Annotated in this window: 4 protein-coding genes; all 4 read left to right on the forward strand. The window is 42.5% G+C overall.

Annotation, left to right across the window (positions count from 1 at the left end; all coding sequences use genetic code 11):
• Nucleotides 1–3 precede the first annotated feature (3 nt).
• The 4 genes from AC3CID_RS07325 to AC3CID_RS07340 all read left to right on the forward strand — a co-directional run bounded on the left by AC3CID_RS07325 (nt 4) and on the right by AC3CID_RS07340 (nt 13,431).
• Nucleotides 4–2,262 carry an AAA family ATPase gene (locus tag AC3CID_RS07325; RefSeq protein ID WP_488527199.1) on the forward strand — a complete coding sequence of 753 codons (2,259 nt, stop codon included), beginning with the start codon at nt 4–6 and terminating at the stop codon, nt 2,260–2,262.
• Nucleotides 2,262–3,566, forward strand: coding sequence for an McrC family protein (locus AC3CID_RS07330; protein WP_065205340.1), 1,305 nt, complete (start codon nt 2,262–2,264; stop codon nt 3,564–3,566). Before AC3CID_RS07325 ends, AC3CID_RS07330 begins: the two co-directional genes overlap by 1 nt.
• A 269-nt stretch (nt 3,567–3,835) precedes the next feature.
• Entirely contained in the window at nt 3,836–7,135 is a 3,300-nt protein-coding gene (locus AC3CID_RS07335; RefSeq protein ID WP_253649269.1) for an STY4851/ECs_5259 family protein, read from the forward strand.
• 11 nt (nt 7,136–7,146) lie between these two features.
• On the forward strand, nt 7,147–13,431 hold the full coding sequence (locus tag AC3CID_RS07340) for a DEAD/DEAH box helicase (RefSeq protein WP_488527200.1): 6,285 nt from the start codon (nt 7,147–7,149) through the stop codon (nt 13,429–13,431).
• Nucleotides 13,432–13,752: the final 321 nt, after the last annotated feature.

Genomic DNA, 13,752 nt, shown 5'->3' on the forward strand with positions numbered 1-13,752 from the left:
ACAATGAATCAAATTAATTCACTGCAGCAATTGTGGAATGAGTTTTTGGCCGAGTGGCCACTTGAACGTATTAAAACAATGACATTACAAGAATACGTATCAACTCAAGATAAAACGACGTTTACATATTGGTTGGAAACTAAGACTCAGCCTTTAGCAAATATTAAAGGATCCCCTTCTCCTAAGTTTGGTATTTATAAACGCAACAGTGAACCGAAGGAACGCTCTGGGATGGCTCATGGGGCTGAATACTCATGGTGGGAAAAGCTTGGCTCTACCGAGGAAGAAGCTTTCGAAACTGTTCGAAGTGAAATTGTTCGAGTCATTAATGCAGCTCGAATTGGCGATTTAACGGCGATTGATAGTGCGAAGCTTGCTCCTGTATATAAATGGAAAATCGCATTTATGTACCAAGTACAAAGTGTGCCTACTATCGTCAATATATTCGCGAAAGATAAGCTGTCTGAGTTAACTGGACTGCCTAAGTCTTCAAGTTATCCGGAGCTCTATCGCTCTTTGGTGAATAACTACGACACAGAACAACACGCCAATATTGCTGAGTATGGACGTGTGTGCTGGTCTCAGCTTGAGCTTCTTGATAATGAAGAACAACCATCGAATGAGCCACTCAACACCTCTGTAGGGAACACATTAATGTCACCGCTTAATCAAATACTCTATGGTCCCCCTGGTACAGGTAAAACCTACCATACTATCGAAGCAGCTGTTACAGCAGCAGAACCGACTTTTGGCTGGGCAAATCGTAGTGAACTAAAAGAAAAGTATGACCAATTAGTCGCCGACAAGCGCATCCGTTTTGTCACTTTCCATCAAAGCTATGGTTATGAAGAGTTTGTTGAAGGGCTCCGCGCTGAGTCGGATAATGACGGCAACCTATCCTACGTAATCAAAGATGGTATTTTTAAGTCTATCTGTGATGAAGCAGCTGCTCAGAAAGTTGAAAAGCCCAAATTGCTAAGTGAAGACGCACGTATATGGCAACTATCTATTGAAAGTAGCGGTCAAAGTGAAGTTAAGAAGTATTGCTTGGACAACGATATAGGGGCGATTGGTTGGGGGCATGTTGGTAATATGAGCTCTGCCAACCGGACTCAGGAAAGCGATGACTTACTTGCGTCTGAAACTAATCCAAATCAAGCAACACTAAGGCATTTTTGTAATGGAATGGCCATTGGTGATGTGGTTTTTTGTGTTAGTGGTCAAAAAACAATAGAAGCCATTGGTGTTGTTAGCGGAGATTACGAGTTTCGACCTGGCGGTGTTCATATGCGTGAGGACTACTGCCATGTTCGTCCGATTAAATGGTTAGCAAGAAACCTCAAACTCAATGTTTATGATCTAAATGGTCAGACTTGCTTACCAATTAAAACTTGCAGCGAGTTGACTCGTTTCTCGGTATCAGAGTTACTTACTCTATTGAACAAGAACAATATTTTGTTAGATAAAGGAGTAGCTCAAGGTGCGCAAAGATTTGTTCTGATAATTGATGAGATAAATCGAGGCAATATATCCAAGATATTTGGTGAGCTAATTACGTTAATTGAACCGTCAAAACGGGCAGGTAAGCGGGAAGCTCTAGAGCTTGTATTATCTAACTCAGGTAAGGCGTTTTCAGTACCCGATAACCTACATATCATCGGAACTATGAACACTGCTGACCGCTCATTAGCTATGATGGATACTGCGCTTCGTCGTCGTTTTGATTTTGTTGAAATGATGCCAAAACCTGAGTTATTGAAAGGTGCAGTAGTAAAAGGCATCGACCTTGAGCAATTGCTAAGTGTGCTCAACCAGCGTATTGAAATTCTTTATGACCGTGAACACACACTTGGCCATGCGTTCTTATTGCCGGCTAAGGCGCTTGCTGATGTTGGCGAAGAAGATAAGGCATTTAAAGTGCTTGTCTCAGTATTCAAAAACAAAATCATTCCGCTACTTGAAGAGTACTTCTTTGAAGATTGGAGCAAGATTCGTCTAGTGCTGGCTGATAATCAGAAGAACGATACCAACTTGCAATTTGTTAAGCAGCATAAGCCGACCAAACAAGATCTCGATGGTTTGTTTGGCCGTAACCATAACTTAGATCAATATGGTCAAGAAGTGGTGAAATACACACTTGCTGCTGATGAATATGACGTTTGGAATAACGCAAAAGCTTATATTGGTATCTACAAATCAACGGAAGAAGCACCAACTAAGTCACCAGAGTCTCAGACCGAAGCAAACCATGAGCCTGTATAATGCACACCACTGTATTTGAATATGGCTATTTAACGCATGACAAAGCTGCGAGTGATGAACTGGGTGCAAAGCTTATTTCTAAACGTGCATTCGAGTACTTAAAGGATGTGAGTTTAAGCGCTGGAGAATCTGATACCAATAAGTGTTTAGGTTTAACCAAGCGTTTTGGCCATGAGTTACTTCAGGTGAAAAACTATGTCGGTGTATTGTTTACGCCGACAGGTGAGCATATTGAAGTTCTACCCAAAACAGGGCGTAAGTCGCTAACGCAAGAACAAGCAGTTTCAGAATCTCGCGAGATGTTGTTGATGATGTTGCAATATTTGGGTTCATTTCGTTATGTTTCTTCCAACCAAACCAACATCGCTACAAAGAAAATGCCGCTTTTAGAGGTATTCATCAGCCAGTTTTTGCAGTCGGTGAATACCTTGGTAAAACGAGGACTTAAAAGTGACTATGTTACGCAAGAAGCTAACCTTCATTTCCAAAAAGGTAAGCTGAAAGTCTCTCAGCAAATCAGACACAACGTAGTTAACAAACATAAGTTTTATGTTGAATATGATGAGTACTTGATTAACCGCCCAGCCAATCGACTTATTAAAACGGCCCTGTTGAAGTTAAGTAATTATACAAGGCTAGCGACCAACCAGAAGTTGCTGCGTGAGCTGCAGTTTGCTTTTGCAGATGTCCCTACGAGTAAATCCGTGAAGCAAGACATTAACGCTCTCAAATTGGACCGAGGAATGGTGGACTATCATTCGCCGATTGCGTGGGCAAAATTGATACTTGATGGATTCTCTCCACTGGGTATGAAAGGTGACAGCAGCGCGCTTTCCTTGTTGTTCCCAATGGAAGCGGTATTTGAAAGCTATGTTGCGTCTGTACTCAGGAAGCAAATCTCTGATGACGTTGAGCTTACAACTCAGGCATCGTCAAAGTACTTGGTTACTCATAACGCTCGCAATCAATTTCAACTTAAACCCGATTTGCTGATGAGCTTCCCAGATAACTCAAAATTGGTTCTCGATACCAAATGGAAGCTACTCGATATCGAGAAACACAATTATGGGCTTTCTCAATCTGATCTTTATCAAATGTTTGCCTATGGACACAAATATTTAAATGGTATGGGTGACCTTTTATTGATCTATCCCGCACATAGTGGTTTTGAAAAGCCTATAGAATTTAGTTTTGATTATAGTGAATCATTAAGGCTTTGGGTTGTCCCGTTTATTTCTGACTTAAATGGAGGAAGTAGACTCATGTGGCCTGGCGGCTGTCCAAATACAGTGCCAATTAAATAAGCTTATAAAAATCACAACTGGCGCATAATGGTAATAATACTTACCAAAGTTTTAATAGAATTTCATCTCCTATACGCGAATCATAAATATTACAGGTTTTGTTGAAAATATACCTGTTTATGAGGACAGTCTCGACAAGCGATAAGTGAATTACAAATAACGTTTAACTGGTAACCGAGTTACCTCACCATTCATTAAGCTGTGGGTGTTTTTATCAGCAGCCAATAATTTAATAAGCGGTCAATATTGTGATATCTACTACCTCTAATATGCCTACACAGTCGGTCTCTGACTGGCTTAAACAATTCTGCCTTACTCGGAGTGATAAAATTCATTCCAATCAACCACTTTACCAGCTGCACATGACTCAATCGGAATATCGCGAGTTGGAGGTCGTGTTATCGAAAAGTCGAGGTTTTCAACACACGTTACGTTTTACTAAAGAGTGGTGTGGCGCATTCACTCTTTATTGTGCGGAGTGGTTTCGGAGAGAGTATACCCAGAATTGGAGTTGGGAACCTATCTTTGAACGTCTAAAGTTTCGTCTATCGCCTGGCGATATTAGTGAAGCTATCCCTATGGGTCTTGAGGATTATTGGGGTAAAACGTTGTCGCGTTATAGCCAGTCTAACCGTAATGATTATTTAGGTTCTTTGTTTAGAGAAGGGGGGTTACCTTCTAATTTACTGTCGCAGAATGACAATCACTATCAATGGACCTTTAACTTGGTGTTTGACAAGTACCAACTCGTCAGAGAATTTGGTGATAGTGCGGTCAATGACTACATTAGTAGTAAGGTTGTGTACCTTCCCGAATCGTTGCAAGGTGAAGAATCAATAGAACTGATTCGTAATATGGTAGAAAAACTAGACAGTTTTGTACACACCTACAATCTCGATGAACAAGCCGACCCAGTTGCCTACCTCGAGCAAAATTACCCTCAATGGCGCGAAGTGTTTCCTTTGCCATTGGACAGCGCTACTGGAACTTTGTTCTTAAGTCAGTTGCTTTCACGCGCAACGGAAGAAGTGCGTAAGGTAGCAAAGAAACGTCGTGATTTACGTTGCAAACATTATATCGACTTTGCTAACCAAAGTGTGATTAGTGATGTTCAATTGCCGCTGAACATCACATTTGATGTAAACCCAGTTCAATTAAGCAGTAGTCGAATTGAATTGGCTATCTTTGAAGGTGAGCGTCACTTAGCATCCCTTGGTACCTGCTTTGCACAGTTTGAAAATGACAAAACGGTTGTTCGAATTCGCCAAAGCTTAGCATCAGTTGTGCGTTCTTCGACAGACAGCGAACTGTACATAGTCGCATTGCAATCGGGTAGGCTGCTTGCTCAAGAGAGACTTGCAGGCAGTGCGGTTGATTGCGAAGAAACACCACTAACCTTAGTTCCTAGTAATAGTCGATGGTTCGTTGCAGGGCAAGCTACTGCCCGTACTAAGGTAAAAGAAGCTCTCGTACTGGTGCCGAAGTCTACCGAGTACACATTACAACGTGGTAGTTACACTCATAACCCATCGCTCGTATTCCGGAGTTTCGAAACCTATACCCTAGAGGGGAAGGTTTCTCTTTCATTTGAGAATGGAGATACGTTTGTCATTACTACAGGTGCAGAACACTATGCTGATGAAGTCTTCACTTTAAAAGGAGAACTTTTACCTTGGAAAACCATACCGTCGTTGGTGTTTAAAGGCATTCCAAAAATTGCAACGCAAGACGTTGGCGATATTGGACTTGGTTTGAGCACCTACCTAAATGGTGAAGTTGCCCATCGTCTCGCTCCATCAGAGGTTAATGGTCGACAGTTGTTGTCAGTAAAAAACCGTGACAACGAGGTAATACTTAGAAAACGAATAGGTATTCTTCCTAAAGACTTTAAGTTGGAGTTGGTTCCGGGTGTGACTCCTTCAGAAGGTCGTGTGCTTGTTTCCAGCCAGTCACCACTCGTAGCGCATATTACAAATAAAGAGTTACAAACTTCAGTTACAAAGCCTGAAACAGGTATAACAGAGATTTCTTTGAATGCTAATGGAATGCCTCCTGCGACGTTTACACTAAATATTCAAGCTTCTTTGCTGTCTGAACCCATTACTTTGATAGTGCCATATCCATCGACTGGTGTAACTGCGTTCAATGGAAACGGACAGCCTTTACAACGTCGTTTGTCGCTAGAAGACTTAGTCGGGAGTCGTATCAATCTCTTCACTCAGCAGGGAAGGCCAACACGTTACGAAATTACATTACTGAATTTATCTAAGTACAGTTCAGGACGGCGAGCTGCAAGCTTCAATTGGGATTACCGTGTAACTGACAAGCCCGTTGAGGTCAGTTTATACGGTCTTCGAGATTATGTCCTTGAACTGTTATCGCTGAGCGAAAACTTAGACAGTGAGGTTGAACTTTCGATCAAAGGATGTGGGCGTACGGAGCGTTTCGTTATCAGTTACTACTCAACCACGGTTAGCTACGATACAGATAATAACTTAGTGAGCTTAAATAGCCGTACGCTCAGAGACGCATCTGGGGTTAAGGCGATCCTAACGGATCTCACTAAACCTGAACAAACGCCACACGCACTAGTGAGTCGCGTTAGCGAAGGTGTCGATACCGGAGAGTATGAACTCCCGAGTTTTCTGAATGATGGTGGTCCATGGTTAGTATTACCGGCTGAAAACTCCAAAGTTGCATTTCGAGCTCGCTTTATCCCCAGCAATAAAAAAGATAGCGATGTTCTAGATATCAATACACTGCAAAAAGCGGCCCGAGCATTTAATCCTCGTGATGAAGTGACCAGTATTGCAAAAGTGATTTCGCAAATGGCTGATGATTGGAACCATAGCGGTTGGACATATTTGCAAAGCACCTGGAAGCAATTTCAATACTTACCAATGTCCACTTTTGAAGTATGGCGTCATTTAGTTCGAAACCCTAAAGCACTTGCCGTCGCTTTGTTCAAGTTTGATATGGACGCACAGCTTATCGCAAAACTTGAAACTCAACTGCCTGTTGTGTGGGAATTTGTACCGATCCAATGTTGGTTGGACGCTAAGAAGTTGTTTGGTGATGCTTTGCAAAAGCTTGGTGTAACTGGCGAAATGCAAGCAGATCTATTGGGCAAAATGATAGACAAGTTAACGCAGGAAATTTCTTCGCTTTCAGCCCTAGCACAATACCTTAAAGACGAAAAACTAGCTCAGCCATTCCCCATTCAGATCATGCAACCAATGATTCAAGGGCAGTGGTATCAAGATTTACTACGCCTACATAGTGATAATGATCATTGGCCAAATGATGCTGGGGACGACTTGCGTCAAATGTGTTCCTCACTGGGTCTCATGCCATTCGACTTGACCGTAAATGCAGGTTATCAAACTGGTATTGTATATGCGCCAATCTTTGCAGCTGGCGTCGCTTGTGGTCGAGTACCACAAGAAATTATTTCACGTTTTGAGCACAAAATGCTATTCGATTTTCGCCAGTTAAAAAACTTTGATCATCAATGGTTCGGTCCCTTGTTTAGTTACGTGGTCAACTACCTTACATGCAACGCTTCTTAGGAGCATAGAATATGAATCGTTATTTCTCTTCTTTGGTTGAGCAGTCAATTAATCGCTCACAAGAGGCTACTTTAGGCGTACTTGGCGTCGCCAATTCAAGCTTACGCGAACACTTGAAGCAAGTGATGTCTGCCGAGAGTGGTGAGCCCCAATCTTTTATGGCGCCGCCTTTGTTCGAACACACCTTTGGGTGGGAGTTCGCTGAGCCCAATATGAAAAACTTAAAGGGTGGGTTACTTAATTGTGCAGTGGTTGACTCTCTTGATGACAAGTCCAATGGACGTTATCGTTTTGGAGCCGAATTCCATCCCTTCAAACACCAGCTTACAGCATGGAAAACCTTACTTGATGAGAAACCGAAATCAGTAGTGGTTACCTCTGGCACAGGTTCGGGTAAAACTGAGTGTTTTATGGTTCCAGTAATCAATGACTTATATGAAGAGTATGCACAAACTCAACAACCTCTTGTTGGTGTCAGGGCGCTATTTCTGTATCCGCTTAATGCGTTGATTAATTCTCAACAAGAACGTTTGGATGCTTGGACGCAACACTTCGGCAGCAATCTTCGCTACTGTTTGTATAACGGCAATACAGAAAACAGTGAAAACAAAATGCGATCGGCACAGAAAAAGCGTCCAAATGAAGTGTTATCTAGGGAGTTACTGCGTAAAAAACCTGCTCCTATTTTGGTTACCAATGGCACGATGCTTGAGTACATGCTAGTTCGCCAGGTTGACTCACCAATCATCGAACAATCTCGTGCGCATAAATCTCTTCGTTGGATTGTACTCGATGAAGCTCATACTTATGTGGGGTCACAAGCTGCTGAATTATCACTTCAACTTCGTCGCGTATTACAAGCTTTTGGGGTTGAAGCGAAAGACGTTCGCTTCGTTGCGACTTCTGCGACGATTGCGGGAGACGATGCAGCAGAGCAATTACAAAAATACCTTGCCAATCTTGCTGGGGTTGAAACTGACCAAGTTAAAGTTATTGGTGGACGACGTGTTATACCAAAGCTCGATTTTGTCGATCAAAAAACACTTTGTCTCGAAGAGGTAGAGTCAATTGAACCGGAAGGCACTGAAATTAAAAAGGGTAAATATGACCCTGACGTAGCTCCAGAACGATTTAAAGCGCTGTGCGCCCATCCATTAGCACTCAAGATACGAGAGATCATTGTCGATAGCGATAAGCCACTTACTTTAAACGATATTGTTCAACAAGTATCAATAACATTGAATGGTGAAGCTATATCTCAACAGCAGCTACTTCGATGGATAGACGTGTTGACTGGTACTAAGCCAGATGCATCAAGTGAAGCATTTTTGAAAGTAAGAGCACATTTTTTCCAACGAATGACTAATGGGTTGTTTGCTTGTATTGATAAAGATTGTAGCTGTAAGAAAAACACGGCACTAGAACAAGGCTGGTCGTTTGGCATGGTCTATGCGACCCACCGTCAGAAATGTGATTGCGGTGCACCAGTGCTAGAGTTGAGTTTTTGTATTGAATGTAACGAACCACATCTTCTCGCAAGGGATAACAAAGGCAAACTAGGCCAATGGAATGGAAGCGCTGGAGACGAATTTTCACTTCAACATGAGTCGGGAGAGGATGATAATCAGCAAATCCAAGATGCTGAAGAAAACTCTAACACTCCTGAAGTTTTTGGTAGCCGACTCGATGAAGAAGGGCATTATGGTTCAATGATTATAAGCCCTGAGGGTAACCTCGGTTCATTAAATGGCGAAGGTTATGCACTGACTCATGATATGTCAGGACAGTCCCACTGTTGTAACTGCGGTTTTAGTGGTTTTAGTGGAAGCATGCCTTTAAGACGCGCAATGTTAGGTGCGCCATTTTACATAGCTAATGTTGTACCAACTCTATTGGAGTATTGCCCTGACTTTGAAGGGGAAAGCAATCACGTTGGGCCACAATCCTTACCAGCTAGAGGGCGTCGATTAATTACGTTTACGGATAGCCGCCAAGGGACAGCTCGTCTTTCGGTACGAATGCAGCAAGAAGCTGAACGTTCAAAATTACGTGGTGCTGTCATTGAAGTACTTAAGAATAAACAACTAGATAGTATCGTTAAAGAAGAAGTAATCGATGAAGATGTTTCAGTCGATAAACTTCGTGAGCAAGCGGCTGGCTTGCGGTCACTAAATATTCCGAGTGTTATAGCGACAGCCGAAGATCTTGAGCGTAAAGCTGATGCGCTTGAATCAGGAGCTATGGCATTTAAGCCAGTGTCTGTTTCATGGGTTGAAATGATCAATGAATTAGCCAGAAAGAGCGACTTCAAAGGTGCAATGAAACTCTATAATCAATACTTATCTCCTGAAGTATTCAAAGATAGCGACGGCAGTTTAAAGCTAGCTGATATGTTGCTGTTTAGAGAGTTTTCTCGCCGACCAAAACGTCAAAATAGCAGTGAAACTCAAGGTTTAGTAACAGTTAGTTATCAAGGAATTGAAACGCTTACTCGCTGCCCTGAAAAATGGGAATTACATGGGTTGTTACTAGAAGATTGGAAGGACTTCATTAAAGTTGCTCTCGATTTCTACGTGCGCGAGAACAGCTTTATGCGTATGGAAGATGAAGGGTGGATTAAGTGGATCGGTGGTCACTTTTCTGCAAAGGCTCTTCGCAACCCAGAATCTGACGAAAAAGATGAATGGCGTATTAAACGCTGGCCACAAATCAAAGGCTCGCAACTCCAGAGGTTAGCTAAGCTGTTAAGCCTAGGTACAGGGCTAGATGCGAGTTCAAGCCATGGGCAGGATATCATCAACGGTTGGTTGAGGGACGCATGGAAAGTACTCACTGTAGATGCACGTGTGCTTACCAATGATGGTAACCAATACGCGCTTGATCGTCATAAAATGGACTTTTCTTTACTCGAAAAAGCATACGTGTGCCCGGTAACTAATAAATTAATAGACAGCACATTTAAAGGTTTTACCCCTTATCTTCCACGTAAGGTCGAAGATCCTAAACTATATATTTGTACGGAAGTGCCATACCCACACATTTGGGAGTACGACATTAGCCAACTCGATTACGAAGAGGGCTTAAAGTCAGTGCGTAGTCAAGCCGCTCAGGATGACGCGATTCAAAAGTTGCGTAGCACTAATTTGTGGACTGATGTCAATGACCGAGCTCTAGAAGGTGGCTTCTATTATCGAACAGCAGAGCACTCAGCACAGCAAAGCGCTGACAGGCTGAACGATTACGAAGACATGTTCAAGCAAGGTAAAATTAACGTCTTAAACTGCTCAACGACTATGGAAATGGGGGTAGATATTGGCGGTATTTCGGCGGTAGTAATGAACAATGTACCACCACATCCGGCTAACTATTTACAACGAGCGGGACGTGCAGGGCGTAGCAAAGAGTCTCGTGCTATTTCGTATACTTTGTGTAAAGGCAATCCCCACGATCAGCGAGTTTTTGATAACCCTAAGTGGCCATTTGTTACCCAGATTCCTGCGCCCTATGTGGCATTTAATTCGGAACGTTTGGTACAAAGGCATGTAAACTCTTTATTGTTCTCGCTTTTCTTAAATCGCCAAGTTGGGACAACGAACAAAGAGAAAACGAAACTGAATCTTGAATGGTTCTATTTGCCTGAACAAGATTCCGTGTGTGACCGTTTGTTGGATTGGTTAGGTAGTGATGCACTACAGTGGTCTAAGTCACTGGAGAGCTTAGTAAAAGGCACTGCTTTAAACGATCACACTTGCGAGACGTTATGTGATATCTCAGCGGATACAATTCGCCAATTGCGAGATCGTTGGTTTGAAGAGTACCGCTATCTAACAAAACAATTGACGTCCGCGATCAGTGATTCTCCTTATGAGTATCGCATCAACAAAGAACTTTATCGTTTAAAAAATGAGTTTGTTCTGCGTGAGTTAGCGTCGAAATCATTCTTACCAGGTTATGGTTTTCCAACGGATGTAGTGAATTTTGATAACAATAATATTCAGGACTTTATTCGTGAAAAGCAGAATAACAAAACACCTAAGTCGGACCGAATTGACAATGTTTCACGTAGCCGTGGTTTACCAAGCCGCAACCTTGCCGTTGCGATTCGCGAGTATGCGCCAGGTTCGGAAATTGTTTTAGATGGTCGAGTGTTTACTTCTGGAGGTGTGTCACTGCATTGGCAAAACGTACACGCTGATACCAATGAAGCACAAAAATTTGATTTAGCTTGGCGTTGTGATTCTTGTGGTCACACCGGCTATGAGACTCAAGCGTCAGTGATGGCGGACCTGAATTGTAGTAACCCAGAATGTGCTAAACCAATTAAGCAAAAGCATATTCGCAGAGTGTTACAACCAACGGGCTTTGTGACTGATTTTTATGCAACGCCGACGAATAACATTGCTATGCAAAAATTTATCCCAGTTGAGCCGGCTTGGGTTAGTGCCGGGAACGCTGCGAGAGTGAGCTTACCGAATGATAAAATTGGTCACATGTTATCTAACACCGAAGGCACAGTGTTTAACCACACCTCTGGTGAGAACGGCACAGGATACGCGTTGTGCATGACATGTGGTCGAGCTGAATCAATGGACAAAAATGGACATTTCCCTAAGGCCTTCAACCCAACAAAGCCGCATCGTCCGCTTAAAGCACCGCAACGCGACAAGAAAGGTGATGATTCGGTAGAGTGTGATGGTTCGCCAACGTTGATGGAATCCATTCACCTTGGTGCCCACACTAAGACTGATGTGTTTGAATTGAGTTTGAAAAACCCGGTTAGTAATGAATACATAGCAGATGACGCTGAGGGGAGAGTGGTAGCCACTACTCTTGCGGTAGCCCTGCGCGCTGCACTGGCTGAACAACTTGGTATTTCGACATCAGAATTGGGCTATGCATTGCGTCCTGCAATCGTGTCTGAAGGCGAAGTCGCGCTTGTAATTCAATTGTTTGACACTATTTCTGGTGGTGCGGGCTTCGCGAGCTCTGCGCATTTGCTCGTTGAATCTTTATTGCGAAAAATGGTTCGCAATCTAGAATGTCAAAGCTGTGAAACAGCTTGTGGTGATTGTTTGTTGCAATCCGATACTCGCCGAGACTCTGATAGTTTAGATCGTCAAGCCGCTAAAGATTGGTTAGGCGATGGGTTTATTAACTTTGTCGGTTTGCCAAATGATGTTCAATTGTTAGCTGGTGGCTATTATCAACCAAGTTCTATTGACCAAGCCGTGCGTCATTGGATTAACCAAGGCGCAACTTCGTTACTGTTTCAGCTGCCGAACGATTTCAATAACTGGGATCTTTTGAATCCCAAGTTTAGAAATAGCTTGGTGACATACCTTGCTAAGGACAACGTTGACGTTACGATCGTACTGCCTAATGTTGAACTAGACAGCGAAACGGAAATAGAGCTGATTGCTCTGCAAAACCTTGGTGTGAATTTCGCGTTATGCCAATCACAGACAGAACTGAATTCGAATATTGCGGTCCAGTTAAAAACTAGAAGCAATATAGTTACGCTCGCTACTGACACATATGAAAACTTAACACCAGGAGTGGGTTGGTTAAATGCTGGTGGGCTAGTGGTCGAAAGTGTCCAACTTAATTTAATAGATACAAAGCCTAAGCTTTTTGAAGTAAGCATGGCCAAACAAAGTGCGAAGAATGGTGAGTGGGAAATTACTACCCAGTTAAACGGCAAGTTAACGGACTTTGGCGAACGATTTTGGATGCATCTATTTAAAAACGATGGTGACGAACTGCTCAAGCTATTGTCGAATGACCCTGTTGTCGAAGTCGCATACAGTGACCGTTATCAACAAAGTCCGGCGAGCTTATTGCTCATTACTCAAGTGCTTAGCTCACTATGCAATGTGCTTTCCGCAAAACCAGTATTGAAAGTCGCGACCTTGTTTAACGAAAAGGAACGTTCAGGTCAGTTTTTACATCAAGATTGGCTTTATCAAGATGATCACTTTGCAGTGTTCAAAACATGGATTGAGCATAAAGCCAAAGTAGAGCCGGTTGTTACCGTAGTTGATAGCCGAGCAAACATCGCTCACCGTAGGCTTCTTACTTTAACGCTAGCGTCCGGTCAGAAGATTAGTTTCAAGCTAGATCAAGGGGTGGGTTATTGGCGTTTGTTCGACCCTCAATCACACTTCCAAAGTATCAGATTTGGTTTTGATCTTGATCCAGCTCATCAGTTGGCACAATTACAGAAACTTGAAAAAGAGATTACAGTAAAAAACAGTGAAGACTGGAGTACAGATATTTCGTATTCAATTCACGAATAATTCTGTTTAACCACTAGCGCTGTCTAATGTCTAGACAGCGCTAGTTTTATTACCGAAAACACGTACAAATTGTGAAGCAAGTTAAGGTTTCCATTTTGCTAAGCTTACAAAGCTCCTTCGAATAAACACCTCAATTAGAATGCCTATCGTCAATGAAGGATATCTTCAAATATTTACTTTGCTCTAACTCAAGATGACATCTTTGATGTAGAACGAACTCCACTCGTGACAAAGGCTTACAAATAACTGGCACTATTTCCGACTTTTGCTGCATAAAATGTTATGCATTGTTTCAGAGGAAATATATAACTCAATTGCATA

The organism is Vibrio sp. QJM3NY_21 (assembly GCF_057785975.1).

Coding starts and splice junctions, on each gene's coding strand:
- AC3CID_RS07325 (WP_488527199.1), top strand. CDS start 4: ATGAATCAAATTAATTCACTGCAGCAATTGTGGAATGAGTTTTTGGCC.
- AC3CID_RS07330 (WP_065205340.1), top strand. CDS start 2,262: ATGCACACCACTGTATTTGAATATGGCTATTTAACGCATGACAAAGCT.
- AC3CID_RS07335 (WP_253649269.1), top strand. CDS start 3,836: ATGCCTACACAGTCGGTCTCTGACTGGCTTAAACAATTCTGCCTTACT.
- AC3CID_RS07340 (WP_488527200.1), top strand. CDS start 7,147: ATGAATCGTTATTTCTCTTCTTTGGTTGAGCAGTCAATTAATCGCTCA.